The 19026-nt window shown below is 70.9% G+C and carries 9 protein-coding genes; 2 read left to right on the top strand and 7 right to left on the bottom strand.

Annotated features, from left to right (window positions below):
• Window positions 1-12 precede the first annotated feature (12 nt).
• Window positions 13-1401, top strand: a complete 1389-nt coding sequence (locus HNV26_RS03010) for a DUF4388 domain-containing protein (protein ID WP_171439877.1) — start codon at window positions 13-15, stop codon at window positions 1399-1401.
• On the opposite strand, the gene HNV26_RS03005 is transcribed toward HNV26_RS03010, so the two are convergent.
• From HNV26_RS03005 to HNV26_RS02975, 7 genes are all read right to left on the bottom strand, one after another.
• Window positions 1377-4502 carry an MYXO-CTERM sorting domain-containing protein gene (locus HNV26_RS03005; protein WP_171439848.1) on the bottom strand — a complete coding sequence of 1042 codons (3126 nt, stop codon included), beginning with the start codon at window positions 4500-4502 and terminating at the stop codon, window positions 1377-1379. The two genes, HNV26_RS03010 and HNV26_RS03005, sit on opposite strands and share 25 nt — an antisense overlap.
• 9 nt (window positions 4503-4511) lie before the next feature.
• Window positions 4512-8108, bottom strand: a complete 3597-nt coding sequence (locus tag HNV26_RS03000) for a flagellar motor protein (protein WP_171439849.1) — start codon at window positions 8106-8108, stop codon at window positions 4512-4514.
• A complete protein-coding gene (locus HNV26_RS02995) occupies window positions 8105-10006 on the bottom strand; it encodes a hypothetical protein (RefSeq protein ID WP_171439850.1) in 1902 nt (633 codons plus the stop codon). The genes HNV26_RS03000 and HNV26_RS02995 overlap by 4 nt, the downstream gene beginning before the upstream one ends.
• A gap of 36 nt (window positions 10007-10042) precedes the next feature.
• Window positions 10043-11704, bottom strand: coding sequence for a TolB family protein (locus HNV26_RS02990; RefSeq protein WP_253816167.1), 1662 nt, complete (start codon window positions 11702-11704; stop codon window positions 10043-10045).
• Between the two features lie 247 nt (window positions 11705-11951).
• A complete protein-coding gene (locus HNV26_RS02985) occupies window positions 11952-12914 on the bottom strand; it encodes a FecR domain-containing protein (protein WP_171439852.1) in 963 nt (320 codons plus the stop codon).
• 39 nt (window positions 12915-12953) lie between these two features.
• Entirely contained in the window at window positions 12954-14801 is a 1848-nt protein-coding gene (locus tag HNV26_RS02980) for a sensor histidine kinase (RefSeq protein WP_171439853.1), read from the bottom strand.
• Window positions 14798-18127, bottom strand: coding sequence for a response regulator (locus tag HNV26_RS02975; protein WP_141592119.1), 3330 nt, complete (start codon window positions 18125-18127; stop codon window positions 14798-14800). Before HNV26_RS02975 ends, HNV26_RS02980 begins: the two co-directional genes overlap by 4 nt.
• A gap of 196 nt (window positions 18128-18323) precedes the next feature.
• Here HNV26_RS02975 and lexA point away from each other — a divergent pair, with 196 nt between their 5' ends.
• Window positions 18324-18992 carry a transcriptional repressor LexA gene (lexA, locus tag HNV26_RS02970; RefSeq protein ID WP_090490846.1) on the top strand — a complete coding sequence of 223 codons (669 nt, stop codon included), beginning with the start codon at window positions 18324-18326 and terminating at the stop codon, window positions 18990-18992.
• Window positions 18993-19026: the final 34 nt, after the last annotated feature.

The raw sequence follows: 19026 nt of genomic DNA, 5'->3' as shown, positions 1-19026 counted from the left end.
GACGCGGATGCTATGGTCTGCGCGCCCATGGCGCGACTGCTCATCGTCGAAGACAACCACGAGCTGGCCTCCCTCATCGTCGCCCTGGCACAAAGCCGGGGACACGACGCGAAAGCCGCGGCCACCGGAGAGGCCGCGCTGGAGTCGCTCGGCCCCGGACAACACTGGGACGCGGCCCTGGTGGACCTGCTGCTCCCGGACATCCGGGGCAGCGAGGTGCTGGCCGCGCTGCGCGCCCATGGCATCCCCGCCATCGCCGTCAGCGGTGTGTACAAAGGGGACCGTTTCGCCCAGGAGGCCGTGCAGGTCCACGGCGCCCGGAGCTTCTTCGAGAAGCCGTTCGAGCTCATCACCGTCATGGAGGCCCTGGAGCAGGCCGGTGGCGTTGCACCTCAACCCCGCGCTCCCCCGCCCATCGCGGAGAGCGTGCTGCTGGACGAGCTGCTCGATACCGAGGACCTCATCGTGCTGGAAGAGCTCCCCCCTGAGCCCAGCGACGCCGCCGAGCTCCTGCAGGTCGTCCCCAGTACCGACCCGTTACCTGAGCCCGCGGACACGGAGCACGCCCTCCCCCTGCCCTTCGGCAAGCGCGAGCAGGTCTGGAGCGAAAGCACCGCGCCTTCGACTCCGCCGCCGCCCAAGCGCGCGCTGCCCGACTGGTCCCTCGGCGGCGTCCTGGGGGACGCCACTGTCGCGCGGCTGCTCAACGCCTACTACGAGGCCCGCCACCACGGCGAGCTGAAGCTTCAGCAGGGTCAGGTGCTCAAGGTCGTCTACTTCGAGTCCGGCCGCGTCGTGTACGCCGCATCCAACCTCGCCGCCGAGCGCTTCGGCCGCTTCTGCATCCGCCAGGGCGTGCTGCCCGAGGCCCGGCTCGCCGAGGTCGCCGCCTTCGCGAAGGAGCACGGCCTGCGCACCGGCGAGGCCATGCTGCGCATGGGCCTGATGGACGCGGCCCAACGAGAGAAACTGCTGGTGGAGCAGGTGAAGGAGATCATCTGGTCCACCTTCACGTGGAAGGAAGGCGGCTACGGCTTCAGTGCCATGCGCCCCCGCCGCACGGACCTGGTGAAGCTGTCCGTCTTCCCCGGAGACCTGGTGCTGGAGGGCGTGGCGAAGACGGAGACGCTGGTGACGCTGCGTCGGCACATGCCGCGCTCGCGCCGGCTGTTCCCCACCGCCGATGCGCCCTACGGCCTGCACGAGCTGAAGCTCGAAGGGGCCCAGGCCCTGGTGCTGGCGTATGCGGATGGCAGCAAAACGGTGGAGGACCTGCTCGCCCTCACCGACCTGCCGGAGCGCCAGACGCTGGCCACGCTGCGGGGCCTCGAGCTCCTAGGTGTACTGGAGGAGCGGCCCGACGCGCCGAGCCGCCGTCACCGCATCAGCTTCGGGCTGTAACCACCGCCCTGCTTCCGGCGGCGCAGCACCCGCGCCAGCGCCGCCAGCCCGAAGACGGCCGCGCCCGAACCCCCTCCCGAGCAGCCGCATCCCGACGCCGGAGGCGGCACCGCGGCATCCCCCGAAACGGGCACGCCGTTGAGGGTCATCTCCCCGCCCAGCCGCGGCGTGGACAGCAGCGGCGAGCGGCCCACGTACGTCAGCGTCTGCGTCCCCTGCGCGGGCAGCCGGATGTCCTCCACCCGGAAGCCACCGTCCACCGCCCGCGCCTCCACCGCGACGCCGTCCAGCTTCACGCTGCCGGGCACCCACTCCAGCCCGTCCACGTTCTCCAGGTAGTGGAGGCCGCCGACCTCGCACTCGGAGGTGTTGCGCAGCTCCACCACCACGCCCACCAGCCCCTTCTCCGACGCCGTGGGCGACTCCATCGCGTGACGCACGTCCACGAAGCGCTCGGAGGTAATCGGCAGCACGTAATCCGTGGTCGCGGTGTTGCTGCCGCCCGCGTCGGCGAGGACGCGCAGGGTGATGGACTGGCCCACCAGCGCCTCCAGCCCTGTCTCTTGCGTGCTCACCGTGACGCTCGGGCCCGCCAGGGAGACCTCCGACAGCGAGGGCCCCGCCACCTGGGACCAGGAGATGGCCACGTCGCCGCAGGCATTGGCCGGAATCGTCTGCGTGAGCGCGGCGCTCGCGCCTTCGCCACAGCGTGCCACCAGCGCTCCGGCTTCGAGCGCGCCCAGCCGCGCCGGCAGGGGCTGGTTGGGAATCTCCGCCTGGGCACGGCCGCCCTCTCGCACCGGCCCCGCACTGTCGTCGAAGAGCTCGCCGCGCACGCGGTAGGACTCGACGGTGCAGGAGCGAGGGAGCGCGGGGCGCCACGTCCCGGGTACCGACACCACCGCCGAGTCCAGCGCCTCGCCGCCCAGGGTCTCCAGGAACATCCGCGCCTTCAGCGCACGCGCGTCCACGCAGTTCAGCGACGTGTCCAGGGCGATGTCCACGTCCCCTTCACCCGACGGCACCAGGCCCAGCTCCAGGCTGCCCGTGGCCACGTCCTCCAGGGAAGGCTCCACCCGAACGCGGAGCTCGGCGTCAGCGCTGTCCTGCGTGCCACCGCCGGTGACGGGAATGCGATTCCTGGCGGTGAGGGCCAGCGTCCCGTACGCGCACTCCGCGGCCTCGACGCGCAGGCGCTCGCTCGACACCGGCGAGTGCAACGTGACGGCCGTTCCGTCCGCGGTCCTCACGGAGACACCGTCGGGAATGCCCGAACCGGAAGCGCTCAGCCGCCACTCCGTATCCACGGTCGGCAATCCGGGCGTCCCCTCGCAGGTGTGCAGCGCGTCGGGGACCACGTCCAAGCTGGACCCTGGGCCCGACGTGAGCGTCCGCTCCCAGCCCGAGGCGAAGGGCACCAGCGGCCGGCCCCAGGGCGCGACGTCCACGGTGAAGATGGCGGTGGCGCTGGACGTCAGGCCGCCTTCATCCACGCCACGGACCTCGTACGCGTAGCTGGTACCCGACGCCTGGCACAGCACCTCCGGCGGCGTGAAGGTCGCCTGGGCACCGCCATCGGTGGAGAGCAGCGGCGCGCCTGACTGTCCTGAGACGGGAGACCAGACGTAGCGCACCGCCGGACAGGCCTCGCTCGCCGGCTGCGCGGTGAACACCCGCGACGCGCCCGACGCGGTGGTCGACTCCCGTGAGGGCAACACCGTGGGCCGCGCGGGCCCTTGGGTGTTCACCACCCGGTAGGCCACCGTGGCCTGCACGTCGTGGGACGCGAGCCCATCCGAGGCGTAGACCCGCAGGAGCCCCTCTTCGTCCTTGCAGACGGGCCGCCGCGGAACGAGCGTCACGTCGAGCTGGTCGGGGCGCTCCACGATGTTGACGCCAACCAGGTCGGCGCCCGGCGTTGACGATGCATCCACCGACACGCGCACCGCATCGGAGTCGGCGTCGGTGGCGGAGAACCGAGCCGTCGCCGTCCCCGTTTCGTTCACCACGATGGGCGAGGGCCCCACGTCCAGCACGGGGGCGTTGGCGTTGAAGTAAGTCACGACGTTGAAGCTCGGCTGGTCCAGGATGAACAGGCAGAACGAGGAGCCGATGCACGACACCTCGAGCGGCGTCGCCTGCGAAGCCCCCGGAAGCGCCGAGCCCTCGAAGGCCGGGTGGACCCGCCACTGAGTCCCCGCGTTGTCCGCGCTGCTCGCGGGCACGGCCCCCAGCACCATGGGCTCCCCGTTGGTCCCCACGCCCACCGCGAGGCCGAAGCCTTCGCCATGGACGCTGCCGTTGCCCGTGTTCACGTCCACCGAGGTGATGCTGACAGGCATGCCGTCGGGCAACATCACGGTGGAGAAGGTCGTCCCGGCCGGGTCCAACTGTCCGCGGAACAGGCCGTCCGAATTGCCGAACAACGCGATGGGATGAGGTCCGCTTCCGGCGAAGAGGTCCACCGTGCGCGGGGACTTGCTGGTCAGCTGCGACGGCACGACCATCTGCGCCTGACGCCTGTCCCGCGTGTACCAGAGGAACTCCGTCCGGGTGACACCGGTGACACTGAAGAGCGCATGGGGCGCGCCATCCGAAGTCTCCACCACGCCCAGCACGTCCGTGGAGGACAAGAGGCCCGCGCCGGCGCTCAGCAACGTCCAGGGCGTGGGGCCTGCGAGCCCCGCTGATGCCGTCAGCAGTGAGAGTCCACCGTCAGAGAGGGCCACCGAGGCATAGCCCGTACCAGACGGGGTGTGCTTCACCCGCCGGATACCCACCACGGTGTTCACCGGGTCCGGGGGAATGATGTTTCCAGCCGCACGGCAGTTCTGGTGACTGATGACGTCACCCGGGCGCACGACGACGGCGAAGCAGCCCATCGGAGACAGGAACGTGCCGAAGACGTCGCTGTGCAGGAAGACGGCGGACTGGATGCCGTTTTCGTACAGCTCCGTCTGCGTCGAGGTGCTCACCGAGTAGCTGCCCGGAGCGAAGACGTCCACATTGCGGGCGATGCCCGGCACCTCCGTCACGTCCCAGTCGGCGCGTGCCGCGGTGGCCACACCCAGGCAGAGGCTGATGATGACGAGGGGACGCACGGATTGCTCCTAGTAGGCCACTTCGGCTCGCAGGTAGAGCCGGTCCTGATTGTCCGACGAGTCGGGGGACAAACCCAAGCCGCTGAAGCCCAGGAGTGTGTACCCGGTGGCCAAGCGCAGCCGCTCATCGACCCGATAGGCGACTTCCGCACGAAGCGCGGTCAGCCGCTCGCCCTCGGGAGAAGCCGTTCGCCGTGCCAGCTCTGCCCCCAGCTCCAGACCGCCCACGATTCGCACCGCGGGACGGAGGGTGCCCGTCCACACCCAACGCCCCGAGTCCTCCGCCCGGGTGTGCCCCGCATGCAGGCCCGCCGCCACGGAGAGCCGGTCGCCCAGGCGCACCGCCGGCAAGAGGGAGAGGGTCTGCAAGGCCCGGTCTCCGAAGGCGGACCGGACGCCGGGCAACAGCTCTCGGGTGATGCCGTAACGTGCCACCACCAGCCAGGGCCCCGGCCGCCACGCCACCGCGGCGTAGCCTTCCACCAGCCGCGTCTCCAGCACGTCCGTGTTGACGGTGCGCGCGAAGTCCACCCGCCCGGAGGCCGTCACGTCCTCCAGCAACTGCGCCTGCGCGGCCAGCGCCACCACCGCTTGCACCCGGTCCACCGCAGTGGCCGCGCCTCGCTCCGGCGTGCCCTCCTCCCGGCGAAGCTCCACACGCCCGTCCAGCCGCAAGCGCGCCAGGACGAGCTGCCCGAAGACACCGCCCGCCTCGCGCCGCAGCGGGCTGTCCACGTCCAACAGGCTGCGCACGCCGCGCTCATAGCGCGCGCCCACGCTGAAGCCGCCCGTCACCTGCTGCTGGAAGCCCACGGCGCGAGCCAGCCGTACGGCCGTCGCGTCGTGCGAGCCCACATCCTCCACGAAGAGCGCGGTGCCACTCTCCGGCAGCTCCGTGCGGGCGCCCGTCAGCGTCCGTCCCGCGCCGAAGTCAGGGCCGTCCACGTCGACGGAGTAGCCGCCGTAGAACACGTCCTGCCCCCTCCGCGACTCGACGTTGGCCCACGCCCGGGGGCCCAGCTCCGGTCCCCAGCCTCCAAACACCCCAGCGCGCGTGGTCCGGTCCACCTCGACAGCCACGCCCGCGGACGTGAAGGTGTCATCGAAGCGCCCGGGCCCTTCGCCATGCAGGGCCAGGGCCTGGCGGTGTGCTGCGCGAAGCTGAAGCCGCTCGAACACCCGCAGCGAGCCCGCCACGCCCGCGGAGGTGCGACCACCGAAGAGCGTGGGCCCAACGCCCGCCACCCGCGCCGCGTTCAACCGCGAGTCACGGACCTCCGCGCGCACGCCCCACCGTGCCTCTTCCCAACCCACACCCGCGGCCAGGACGCGAGCGGAGAACGGGCTGTCCACGAACGGCTCACGCGGATCGGCCGAGCTCCGCTCATCCGCCAGCAACGTCAACCGGAGCCGGCCCAGCGGCTGGCTCACACGGATTGACGACTGCCGGAAGCGCGCCGCGTCGGTGTGTGCGCCATCGGAGAAGCCCCGCCCGCGCAGGCGGAACGCCGCGTTCACCGAGCCCTCGCCGTGAAGCCCGGGGCCTGACAGTTGGAGACTCACCGCCTCCGCGCCGGTGCCCATGTCCGGCCGGGGACGGATGAAGGTGAGGCCACCGTCATCCGAGACGCCAAAGAAGGAAGCATCCACGGCGGTGCCACGGCTGGACGCGACTTCCGCCGCCATGCGGTAACCACCGAGCGCCGTGCTCGCGCGTCCCGTGTAGAGCGTGTACGGCCGCCCCTCCCGGCCCTCACGTACCGCGCCCAGTCCCAGCCGCGAGCCGCGCCACTCGCCCCACACCTCGCCGCCCGCCGTGTCGCCCGCGTCCGCGATGCGCAGCGCGGCGTAGTCCACCACCAGCACCGGCTCGGGTGACTCCGTGGGCGCGCTGGTCCGCAGCCAGGCTTCGCCCGCGAGGAAGGAGAGCGGACGCGCCAGGAGGATGCGGCCGGCGAAGTAGTCGATGTCGTAGTCGATGCCGCGAATGAGGTGCCGCTCGCCCAGCGGCAGGCCGGTGACGCCATCCCGCAGCTCCACGCGCACCAACTCGGAGCCCTCCGCCACCGACGCCGCGCCCAGGTAGAACAGGCTTCCGCCCGTGGCGCGCAGCGCCTCGTGCGCGGGCACCGCGGACACCTGCCGCACCGGGTCCGTCAGGCTCCCGCCAAACGCCTTCACGCCCACGCGCGCCGCCTCCTCGCCGGCATGAACCTCCGCGTAGGGGCCGAAGAGCGGACGGTGATAACGGCCCACCTCACGGTCGTGGAGCTGCGCGCGGTAGGTGCCCAGGCCCGCGCGGCCGTGCTCCGCGTGGCGCGCCTCAAACCGAAGACGTGCCTCCGAGGCATTGGGCGTCAGTGACACCGAGTCGTCACCCCACTCCGCGGGCGCGAGGTCCGGGTCGGCGGCGCGGTCGAAGCGCTCCGGCATGCGCGGGCGGAGCCAGTCCGGCAGGCTGGCGCCGTTCAGCGTGCGGCCATCCGTGTCGCGCAGGTCCAGCTCGCCCACCAGGTCCACCGCGCCCAGCCGAAGCTCCGCGTGAGCAGCGCCTCGACCCCGCAACTGCACGTCGCCATTTCGCGGCGCATAGGTGGCCTCCAGATCCAGCAGGCCCACGGCGAAGGGACGTACCGCGGCGGTAATCTCCAGCGTCTCGTCACGAGGCGGAGCATCCGGCGGCGACAGCCGCACGGGCACCTGGTTGCGCCCCGGGGACAGCACCACCAGGACATCCACGCGGCCTTCGGGCCCCACCACGACTTCGCCCTCGGGCGTGCGGACGCGCGTCCCCACGGGCGCCTCGACCTGCACGCGGGAGGCGCCACTGGCCGCGGGCGCGTCACTGCCCGCGGGCAACTGGAGCGTGGCGAGGGGCACCATCGGCCTGGGGGCCACCAACCAACCGCCGTCACGCTGCACCACGTCCACGCGCTGGCGGTACAGGCGCACCGTGCCCTGGGCCCCCCTGGCGGTGATGGACAGTGCGTTCTCTCCCGCGACGAGCGGCACCTGCGCCTGCCATGCGCCCTTCGCGTCCACCTGGGCTGCCACATCCGACACGGTGACGGCGTCGCCCGCGGACGCCTGTCCCGCGACACGGAAGCGCACGACGCCCTGCCCTGGCGCGACCTCCGCCATGGGCGGTGCCTTGGCGAAGGAGAGCCGCACGGGCGCGGCTTCCACCGTGACGCTGCGCACGGCGAAGTCCTGGAGGACGACGGCGCCCCAGGGGACCTCGACCGTCGCCGCCTCCGGGCTGACCCGGCTGGAGATCGGCAACGAGCGCGTGTCCACCTTCAACCGCTGACGCCCTGGCCGCAGGTGCAGCCCCCCCACCGAATCCGGCACGCGGGCATCGACGCCGGTGATGTGGAAGCGGCCCCGCGCGTCCGTGCGGACTTCGCGGCCGGTGGTGAGCACCAACCGCACGTCGGGCAGGCCCGGCTCCTCCGCCCCGCACAGCCCATCACCGTCCACGTCCTGGCACACCCGGCCCGCGATGGTGGAGGCCTGCGACGGAGTGTCCTGCGACAGCGCCTGCGCCCAGGTGCTCAGCGGCACCAGCATCGCGGCGGCGAACAGGCAGGCCAGCATGCGCATCATGGGCGCACCTCGGCCAACGCCGTGACGCCCGTGGCGACATCCGCGACGGAGACACTCACCGGTCCCGGCGCTCGCACGGTGAAGGAGGTGCGCCCCTCCTCCACCCGCTCTTCGGCTCGCTGACCACCCGTCAGCGAGACGAACACCTCGCGCCCCGTCAGCACCTGCCCGTTCGCATCTTCCACCCAGTACGTCACCCGCGTCCCGCTCACCGTGAGCCGCACGTTCACCGGAATCTCAGGCGCCAGTCGCACGCGTTGGGACGCGGCGGATGACACCAGCGGGCGCTCCAACGGAAACACAGGCCCATCCGCGCCCAACACGTGAACCGTCCGCGTCAGGCCCGTCCACACGCCGTGCGAAATCTCCAGCGTTCCCGGGCGCGCGGGCCCCAGGCGCACCGTGCCGTCCGTACCCGTCGTCACCTCGCGGCCATCCACACGCAGCGGCTGTCCCGGCACCGGCAGACCCGCCAGGTCGGACACGCCCGCGTACAGCTCGCCCGCGGCCCGCCACACGGTGATGCGCGCCGGCTCATTGCCCGAAGGCCCCCACGCGCGAGCGCGCAGGTCCACGTCCGTCGCCGCCCCCGTGGCCGGCGGAGCCCAGGCGCTGATGAAGGTCCCCGGCTGTCGCTCCTCCACCGGACCGAAGGTCCCCACCGGTGCGCTCAGCTCCACCGTCGCACCCGGCCGGGGACGGTCGAAGGCATCCCGCGCCGTCACTTCCACACGCGTGCGAGCCCCGTGGTGCACCAGCGCGTCACCCACTTCGAGGCGGGTCGTCGCGACGGGCCCCTGCACCAACTCCAGCGCCGGAGACTCGCGCGAGCCGGGCCCTCGCTGAGGCCACGCAACCTCGATGCGCTCGTCGTTCACCAACTTCCGCGGCGCGGTGTAGCGCCACTCCAGCAATCCTCCCGGCGCGCGCGTGGGGCCGCGCAAGGTGCCGTGGCGGACCTGCGTCGTGACGCGCGCGTCGTCCACCGGCTGGCCCATGGCATCACTCGTCGCGCAGACCAGCCGGGCCTGGGACACGCCGTCCGAGGGGAGCCGCTGCGGCTGAAGCACGCAGGCCAGGCCATCGGTGGGCGGCAGCCTCAGGTCGATGGGCATCCGCCGCACGTTGCCCACCTTGTCCACCACCCGCCCCTGCCCGATGCGATGTCCGGGCGGGACGATGATGGGCACCCGGAAGCGGCCGTCATGCCCGGCCACCGCCGGACCGAACGTCTGGCCCGCGATGTCGATGGCAATCTCAGCGTCGGGCTCCGTCGTTCCCGGCAGATTCACGGACGCGGCCAGCGGAACGAGCACGCGCCCGTAGGCCCCATGCACCGACTGCGGACTGGGCCACGCGGAGAAGGCCACCAGGATGGCCACTTCGGGGTAACGCGTGTCCGGCAGGACGTAGCGCGCGCGATACGTGCCCGGCCCCGTCCGCTCCAGCCCTTCCACGCGGCCCACGCTCACCCGCACCACGGGCGGCGCGCCGCTGTCATCCGCGGTGCCATCCGGCCGGACCAACTGGACGGTGAGCCGCGCTTCCGTGTCCTTGCCCTTCACGGGTGCGGGTGGCTCCAGCGCCAGCCGCACCTCGGAGGCCGGTGGCCCCAGCACGTAGCGCGCCTGCGCCGCCAGTCCATCCACGCTCGCCCGGACCACGACGTCACGCGCGCCCGGACGCGGCGTCACCATGAACGTGCGCAGCGGCGGCTCCGCGGTGTCCTCTCGCAGCTCCGCGCCGTCTGCCTGCACCGAAGGCTTCCCCATCGGAACCGGACGGCCCGCCGAATCCTTGCGGACGAGCGCCACGGGGAATCCATCCGGCGCCACGGCGGACGACGGCCCGAGTATCTCGAGCGTGTCCGCCCAGGCCGGGGCACACAGCAGCAACAATCCGAAGAGGAGAAACCGGTTCAGGGCCGCGTCAGTCTACAGGGCGCGGTGGCTGTGCCGAAGCGCCTTCCGCATCCGCGCGCTCGGACGCAGCCAGCACGCCAGCAACAGGATCACCCCGGAAAGCGTCAGCGGCCCACCGCCCGTGCTACAGCCCCGAAGCGCGGTGTCACGCACCGGCCCTTCGGGCACGAAGGTCGCCGGCGACACCGCCGAGGACGAAGATGACACCGCCTTCAGCGCACGTCCCGGGATGACGCGGGCTCCCGTGGGGGTGTCCGCCGCGGGCTGACACACAGCGGGGGGAGCATAGACGCGCAGCCGGAAGGCACTGCCGGGCTTGCCGGAGATGAGCGCCGCCAGCGAGTTGTGCCCATCCAGCGGCGCGCGCGTAGCCACCAGCGAAACACCCTGCTTGAAGCGAGACGGGTCCACCAGCTCGCGGCCGTTGATCCACACCCAGCCCGCGGTGGAGTCCTCGCCGTTGTAGCCGTTGTCCACGCACAACACGCCCTCACCCGTGCCCGCGAACCCGAGCGCCACGCCGTTGGGCTGACCACTGGTGCGCGCCACTTCCAGCGCCGCGAGCAGCGGCCAGGTACCGGGCCGTTCGCAGACCGCCTCGGGGGACGGCGCGTCCACCGCCGCGAGATTGCACCCCGGCTCATCATCCAACTTGAAGGTGAAGGCATGGACGTTGAAGTCGCCGTTCTCCGAGACGGTCCACACCACGCGCACCGTGCCGTCCGCGTCCACGCTCAGGTCGGTGAGGCTCTCGTTCTCCGGCGTCTCGGTGATGGCGTACAGCGTCTCGGTGCGCAAGTCGTAGAGCACGATGTCGAAGTCGTTCTTCGTCGGGTCCCTGCGCTCGAAGGCGATCAGCGAGCCGCTGATGCTGGGATTCGCGTCCATGCCCGGCAGCGCCAGCCGATGCTCCGTGCCGCCATTCAGGGGCTTCCAGTAGATGTCCCGGTCCGTCACGCCATCGAGCGTCCGCGTGCTGGCGTAGACGGCGATGTCCCCGTTGGTGTCCGGCTGCGACTCCTCGCCCTCACTGCCCGTCAGCGCCTGTGAGCTGAATCCATAGGCGCTTCGCCGCGCCTGCCAGATGTCGCAACGCAGGCCCTGCTCGTCGCACTTGGCCCAGACCACCGTCGAGCCATCCGGCGACACCGCGGGCGCACGGTCCTGGAACGTGTCATCCGTGAGCCGGGTGAGCGTGCCCTGGTCCAGGTCAAACACGGCAATCTCCGGCTGCGACGTCACGCCCGTGTAGCCGAAGTCCTGCCACGCCACCGTACGGCCGCCAATCACCGCGGAGCGCCGGCTGCTGCCTGCCTCCGGTGCCAGCTCCCGCGGCGCCGCGTCCACGGCCACGTCGAACGTGTAGATGGCGCTCGAAGTACTCACGCGCGTGAAGACGATGGTGCCGTCCGAGATGTCCGACACGAAGTCGAACGCCCCCCCATTGGGGATGGCCGCATCCGCGGTGGTCCGCAGGTCGTGGTAGCGAATCTCGCTCGTGCCGCGGGACTCGTTCGTATAGGCCACCAGCGGTCCGCTGACGTGCGGGTCCGTCTGGTCGCCCGGGCCGCCGGCCACCACTTGCAGGGTGCCCGTCAGGGTACGGAGCTCCGGTGTGGAGGCGAAAGCGAGCGGGGAAGACAGGCAGCAACTCAGGGCCAGTGTCCGCAGCATCGGATAGGACCTCCCGGGGGTTCCGAAATGAAGACCCATGCCCGCCCAAGGCGCAGTGGGCCCGGAACCTGTCCGGTGCTGACTTCCCACGGCGGTCACGGCCGGCCGGACTTCAGGCCCCGCGGCTTTGCGCACCAGGGCTTTCGCCCGGGATTGCCCTTGAACAGGAATGACTCCTCCCGGAAGTGTAGGGAGGCCCCTCGCCGTGGGTCAAGGCGAACACCCGCTCGCACCCACGGCTGCTGGGTCAGTCGTCGCGCGGCTGATTCCAGATGTTCTCGGTATCCGTCTTGAGCGGCGGCGGCGTGGTGTCGACGACGACGTCCTTGGTGTCCTTCTGTTGCATCCGCCCCACGCCATAGGCCTGGACATCTACGGTGTTGCGGCCTTCGCGAAGAACCACCTTTCGCTGGAAGTTTCCCTCCTCATCGGATTTGACGCTGACGCCGTCCACCTCCACGCGGCTGCCCGGTGACGTCTGCCCGCGTACGACCAGCTCACGCTCGCGGCGGGTGCGTTCGGTGGGCCAGTCCACCTTGAGCAGGAGGCTGGCGGGGATGGGCGACGGCTCCGACGGCGCCTGCCCCGGGCGGACGACGGCCTGCTGTCCCGCGCGGACGATGACGACCTTGCCCTGACCGAGCAGCGTCACCTCGCCTTCACGCGTCCCCACCGCCACGGTGCCGTCGCCGTTGTTGCTCATGGTGAAGGCACCGGCCTGCTGCAACGTGGCCTTGGCGTCCGTGTTCGCCGCCTTCACCTCGAAGGTGTGGCGCTGCCCCGGCCGCACGACGGCGGTGGCCATACCGCGCGAGAGAAGGATGCGGGACAGCGACTCGGTCAGCTCGTCCACGGAAATCTCCGTGCCCGGGTCCATGTGCACTTCCACCGCCTCGCCGCCAATCAGCATGGCGTACGAACCATCATCGGTGCGCACGCGCTCATCCCGCCGCAGCGCCATGCCCACCGTCGCCTCGCGCCATGAGCCGTCCGTGTTCTGCACCTCCACCTTGCCGGACACTTGCGTGAGCTCCAGCACCAGCGGCTTCGGCGCCACGGGCGCCTCGACGATGGGCGGCGCGGCGGGAGGAAGTGGCGGCGGAGGTGGCGGGCGCAGGAAGACGAACCACCCCACTGGCAACGCCGCGAGAATCAGCACGAGGCCAATGAAGAAAGGCGCCTGACGGCGCGATGGGCGGGAATCAGCCATGGGCAGCCTCGTTTGCTATCACAGGCCCCCCAAGGGGCCTCACGCCTTCGGCAGCTTCACGGTGAAGCAACTGCCCTGCTCGACTTCCGAGCGGACTTCGATGCTCCCGCCCGCTTCCGTCACCACCCGCCAGGCCACGCTAAGCCCCAACCCGACGTTGGACCACACGTCCTTCGTCGTGAAGAAGGGCTCGAAGATGCGGGAGCGGAGGTTGGGGGCAATCCCCTTCCCCGTGTCATCCACCTCCAGGAAGCCGAAGCCGCCGACTTCGCCCGTGCGCAGGGTGAGCCGCTTCTGGGGTGAGTTCAGCATCGCGGTGCGCGCGTTGGACACCAGCGCCAGCACCACCTGCGACAAGTGCCCCGGATCGGCGCGCACTCGCGCGAGCCCGTCTCCCAGCACGCTGGTGAGCGCCACGCCATCTCCGCGAAGCTGGTGCTCCGTGAGGCTGAGCGCGTCACGCACCACCGCGTTGAGGTCCACCGGCCGCAGCTCCGCGCGCTCGCGCTGCTGGGAGAAGCGCAGCAGGTTCTGGGTGATCTCCTTGCAGCGCTTGGCGCTCTGCTCGATTTTCCGCAGCGACTCCAAATCCGGGTCGGCGGCACCTCGGTCGAGCATCAGCAGCTGCACGTTGCCGAGGATGCCGGCCAGCGGGTTGTTGATTTCGTGCGCCACGCCCGCGCCGAGCTGCCCCACCGCGGCCAGCTTCTGCGCCTCCACCAACTGGGCCTGGGCCGCCTTCAGGTCCGCGGTGGCCTCCTCCACGCGAACGCGCAAGTCGTCGTTCCAGCGCAGCATCCGGGCACGCGCCGCCTCCAGCTCCTCGCCCATGCGGTTGAAGGTGGTGGCCAGCTCGCTCAGTTCATCCTGGCCGGAGACCTTCACGCGCGTGTCCAGCTCGCCACGCCCGTAGGCCTCCGCGCCGCGCACCACCTCCGCCAGCCGCACGTTGAGGCGGCGCGTGAAGAGGGCGCCCAGCCCGAGCAGCACCAGGAAGGTGGCGCCAATGGACAGCAGCACCGTGCGCCGCATGCCGTGCACGGGCGCCAGCGCGGTGGACTCATCCACCTCCACCAGCACGTCGAAGCGCATGCCATGGGGCACGCGCGCCACGCTGACCCGCCGGGCCGGTGACTCCACGCGGAAGCTGCGCACCAGCGCCGTCAGCGGCAGCGCCGGAGCCAACAGGTGCGCGCTCAGCTCCGGCGCCAGTGCCTGCCCCCGGCGCTCCGGCGCCGTGCTGGCGAGCACGCGCCGCTCCTCGTCCACCAGGTCGATGCGCCCCAACCCTTCGCCCAGGCGCCTGCGCAGCACCGCCTCCAGCGGATGGAGCACGACCTCCGCGACGGCGAAGGGCGCGCCCTCGCCTTCCCCCAGCTTCACCGCCACGGCGACCGCCGAGCGCCCCTCGTCCGCGTGCACGTACGCGCTGCCCAGCGCGGCCTGGCCCTTGCCGCCACCTCGCAGCGTCTGCACGGGAATGGAGCGCACCAGCCGGTCCAGGGACTCCGGAGCGAAGGCCGGGTGCCCGTCGATGGCCTGCGCACGGAAGACGGGCGCGCCCAGGGGACGGCCCTCCGCGTCCAGCTTCAGCACCGCGCTCACCGCGGGAGACTGGCCGTAAAGCAGCCGCAGCGCGCCCTGCGTCTCCGCGTCGCTCGCGGCCTGCCAGTCGATGAGCTCCGCTGAGCGGGCCAGCGCGTCCACCACCTCCATCATGGTGGCGCCCACGGACTCGGCGGTGGCGACGGCCTGCGCGCGCTGCTCCGCGTCGATGCGGGCGGCCAGCTCGGCCTCGGCGCGCGAAAGCAACAGGAAGCCGACCGCGGCCAGGGGAAGCACCGTCGCGGCGAGCATGAACAGGACGAGTTGCTGGTAGAGCCTCATCCGGCCACGGAGCGTACCACCCGCTCCTGGTCACTGCGCAGGAAGACCGAGCCCGCAATCGCCTTGGCGCGCTTCTTCATGTCCGCGGCGCGCCGCGCCAACTCCGCATGGTCCTGCGTCCCGTCCGTCATCACCGCCACCACGGACACGCTCATGATGGGGAACTGCCGCTTCTCCCCGTAGCGGTCCTCCGCCTCGATGTGGCCGCGCTCCCGGTCCTGCCGGTCGTAATAGAGCGGGATGATGCGGTCGAACGTCTCAATGGCCTTCTGGCAGATGCGGTCCACCGACTCCGGCGAGGTGATGAAGACGAAGTCGTCACCGGCCACGTGGCCCAGGAAGTCACCGGGCGCGCCGTCCTGCGCGAACACCTCGCGCATCAGGTCGCCCGTCTGGCGCACCACGCCGTCCGCCTTCGCGAAGCCGTAGTAGTCGTTGTAGGCCTTGAGGTTGTCCAGGTCCAGGTAGCAGAAGGCGAAGGGGCGGCGCGCGGAGAGGCGCCGCTGCACCTCGCGCTCGATGGCGGTGGAGCCCGGCAGCTGCGTGGTGGGAGAGGCCGACAGCTCCTGCTCCTTGCGCCGCATCACGCTCTCCACGCGCGCCCCCAGCTCCAGCGCGTCGAAGGGCTTGGTGAGGTAGTCGTCACCGCCCAGCTTGAGCGCGCGCACCTTGGAGGACGTCTCCGCGCGGGCGGAGATGAAGATGACGGAGATGTGGCCACCGGCGCTCTCCGCCTTGATCTCCTCCAGGAAGACGAAGCCATCGCCGTCCGGCAGCGTCACGTCCAGCAGCACGACGTCCGGCCGGCGCTCGCGCAGGGAGCGGCGCCCCTCCTCGATGGAGCCCGCCAGCGCCACGTCGAAGCCGATGTTCTCCAGCACCTCGCGGCAGATGGCGGCGATCTTCGCATCGTCGTCCACCACCAGCACGCGGCCGTGCGCCGGGCCCTGGCGGCCGCGCACCAGCGAGTCCACCGTGGCCAGCAGCTTGTCCGGCGCCAACGGGCGCACGAGGAAGGCATCCGCGCCCGCGCGGAAGGCGCGCTGACGCTCGTCGAAGGCGGAGGACACCAGCAGCGGCGCGCGGCGCGTCTCCGGGTCGTGCCGGAGGATCTCCGCCAGCCGAAGCCCGTCCACGTCCGGCAGGCGCACGGACACCATCACCGTGTCGGGGGCATACCGGCGCGCGGCGGCCAGGCCGTCTTCCGCGTCGAAGGCCAGCCGCACGTCATAGCCACGCCCGGTCATCAGCGCCTTCGCGATGAAGGCCACCTCGGGCTCACCGTCGATGATGAGCACCCGGCCGCGGCTCTCCTGGCGGCGCGGGAGCTGGATGGCGTCCGCCACGTCGTCGCCGCGGCGCAGCTCCGGCGGCGGCTCGGTGGGCAGCACCACCATGAAGCGCACGCCGTCCGTACACGGCTCGCACCAGATGCGGCCTCCATGGGCCTCCACGATGTTGCGGCAGATGGCCAGTCCCAGGCCGGTGCCTCGCACGGTGCGGTTGGCCTTGGTGCGCGCCTGCTCGAAGCGGTCGAAGATGCGCTCCAGGCTCTCCTCCGCGATGGGGTCTCCGCTGTTCCAGCAGGACACCACCACGTAGCCCGGCAGGCTGGAGGTGGCGTGGATCTCCACCCGCACCTCCCCGCCCTCCGGGGTGAACTTCACCGCGTTGTTGAGCAGGTTGTTGAGCACCTGGTCCAAGCGGTTCGGATCCGCCAGGACGCGCAGCGGATGGCGCGGCAGCACGGGCTTCACCAGCACGCGCTTCTCGCCGAAGGCCGGGCCGTACTTCTCCACGACGCGCTGGACGAGCTCGTCGAGGTACGACACCTCGAAGTTCATCCGCAGCCGGCCCTTGGCGAACTTCGACAGGTCCAGCAGGTCGTCCACGATGGCGTTGAGCTTCTCCGTGGAGTCCCGCGCCAGCGACAGGTAGCGGCGCTGCCGCTCGTTGATGTCGCCGGCCATGAAGTTGAGCACCAGGTCCAGCGCGCCGGAGATGGACGTCAGCGGCGTGCGCAGCTCGTGGCTCACCATGGAGACGAACTCGTCCTTGCGCTCCTCCAGCCGCTTCTGCTCGGTGATGTCGCGCAGCACCACGCACACGCCCCGCAGCGTGTTCCGCGCGTCCGTCACCGGCGTCACCGTCGTCTGGACGTGCCGGTCGAAGAGCTTCACCTCCTCGCGCAACACCTGCCCGCCGCCGTACTCCCAACCGCGCACCAGGTGGAAGGGCTGGAAGCCAAGGCGCTCCTCCATCAGCCGCGTCGTCTGCTCCTCGGGGTTCTCCCCCGCGTGCAGCAGCCGCCGCGCCGCCGGGTTCATCACCACGATGTCGTTCTTCTCGTCGGTGAGGACCACGCCGTCGGCCATGGACTCCACCATCCGCTCCATGCGGTGGCGGGCCTCCTCCTCCGCCGAGCGCAGGGACTGGATGGCGTCCGCCGTCTGATTGGCGAGCACGTCCAGCAACACGCCGTCGTCCTCGGAGAAGGCGTCCGGTCTCTGGCTGAACAGCGACAGCATGCCCACCGGGCGCCCACCGGCGACCAGGTTCACCGTGAGCTGGCTGGGGTACACCGACGGCGCCGCCGCGTCCTGGGTGGTGGTACCCGCCACGCGGGTGATGACGCGGTCCTCGGGCAGCAGGAGGCCGCTGCTCTTGCGGTACGCACCGAGCATGGACTCCTTCACGCCCAGCAGCGCCTTCTCCCCCACCATGCCCTGACAGCGCAGCCGCAGCGTCGCGCTGCGCGCCTCGTCCGGTGCGATGAGCGCCGCGCCGCAGTCGTACGGCAGCACGCGCGCCACGGCGATGAGCACGCGGTCGATGATGTTGTCGTAGCTGGCCGGATCATTCGCGCTGGCGCGGCTGACCTCGTACAGGACGAAGAGCGCCTCCACGCGCTGGTGGAGCTGACGGATCAACCGCTCCTTGTCCTTGCGCAGCTGCGTGTACTCCACCGCGTTCTTCACGGTGATGAGCAGGTCGTTCACGTCCCAGGGCTTGGTGATGTACCGGTACACCTGCCCCTGGTTGATGGCCGCGATGATGTCGTCCGGGTGGGTGTACCCCGTGAGCAGCAGCGCGGTGACGTCGAAGCCCTCCGCGCGCGCGGTGGCCACCAGCTCGATGCCCGTCATCTCAGGCATCCGCTGGTCGGTGATGAGGACGTCCACCGGCTCCTTTCTCAGGATTTCCAGCGCGGCGGAACCGCTTCGGGCCGTGAGGACGCGGTACCGGCGCTGGAACATCCGCGTGAGGATGTCCAGGACGTCGGCCTCGTCGTCGACGAAGAGCAGCGTGTGGCGGAGCTCGGACAAAGCGGCCGAAGTGTACGTCGAGTTCGTCCCCCCACCTCAAGAAGTGAGAAACAGGACGGAACGGGGCGCACCGCGAGTGTGCAGGGTGACACCGGACGAGTTGACTCTACACGTCTGTTCAGGGAGAGTGACACTGAAAGCCTGTTGCCTGGGGGGAACGACTCCCCGGCAGGACGGCAGACGAGTGAGGGAGCGCATGGAAGAGCTCACGGAACGCCAGCGCGAGATTCTCAGCTTCATCGTCAAGGAGACGGAGACCCGGGGCTTCCCGCCGACGATTCGCGAAATCGGGGAGCACATGGACATCCGCTCGACGAACGGCGTCAACGACCACCTGAAGGCGCTGGAGCGCAAGGGCTACCTGAACCGGGGCGAGCAGCAGAGCCGCTCCCTGGTCCCCACCAAGCGGGCCCGGCTGCTGCTCGGCCTGGGGGCGCGGAAGGACTCCGGCATGGTGGAGATTCCCCTGCTGGGCAAGGTCGCCGCCGGCGCGCCGCTGCTGGCGCAGGAGAACATGGAGGACTCCGTCAAGATCGACAGCTTCCTGCTCGGAGGTGTGAATGGCCGCGAGGTCTTCGCCCTGCGCGTGAAGGGGCAGTCGATGATTGACGACGGCATCCACGACGGGGACTACCTCTTCGTGAAGAAGACGCCGTCCGCCCAGCCGGGTGAAATCGTGGTGGCCCTCATCGAGGACGAGGCCACGGTGAAGCGCTACTACCCGGAAGGGGACCGCATCCGCTTCCAGCCGGCCAACGCCACCATGCAGCCCATCTACGTGAGCCGCGCGGAGTTCCGGTCCACGATGATTCTGGGTCAGGTGGTGGGCGTGTACCGCAAGCTCCAGGGCGGCCGCACCCCGTAGTCCACCCCACCCGTCCCGGGCCGTTTCCTGGCCC

Origin of the sequence: Myxococcus xanthus (assembly GCF_013116825.1) — a bacterium.
In the GTDB taxonomy this organism is placed as follows: Bacteria; Myxococcota; Myxococcia; order Myxococcales; family Myxococcaceae; genus Myxococcus; species Myxococcus xanthus_B.
This window is presented reverse-complemented; position numbering and strand designations above follow the sequence as displayed.

Bases quoted from the DNA above. Each gene is read 5' to 3' on its own strand.
- HNV26_RS02980 (WP_171439853.1), bottom strand. From the start codon at position 14,801: ATGAGGCTCTACCAGCAACTCGTCCTGTTCATGCTCGCCGCGACGGTG.
- HNV26_RS02990 (WP_253816167.1), bottom strand. From the start codon at position 11,704: ATGCTGCGGACACTGGCCCTGAGTTGCTGCCTGTCTTCCCCGCTCGCT.
- HNV26_RS03000 (WP_171439849.1), bottom strand. From the start codon at position 8,108: ATGATGCGCATGCTGGCCTGCCTGTTCGCCGCCGCGATGCTGGTGCCG.
- HNV26_RS02985 (WP_171439852.1), bottom strand. From the start codon at position 12,914: ATGGCTGATTCCCGCCCATCGCGCCGTCAGGCGCCTTTCTTCATTGGC.
- HNV26_RS03010 (WP_171439877.1), top strand. From the start codon at position 13: ATGGTCTGCGCGCCCATGGCGCGACTGCTCATCGTCGAAGACAACCAC.
- lexA (WP_090490846.1), top strand. From the start codon at position 18,324: ATGGAAGAGCTCACGGAACGCCAGCGCGAGATTCTCAGCTTCATCGTC.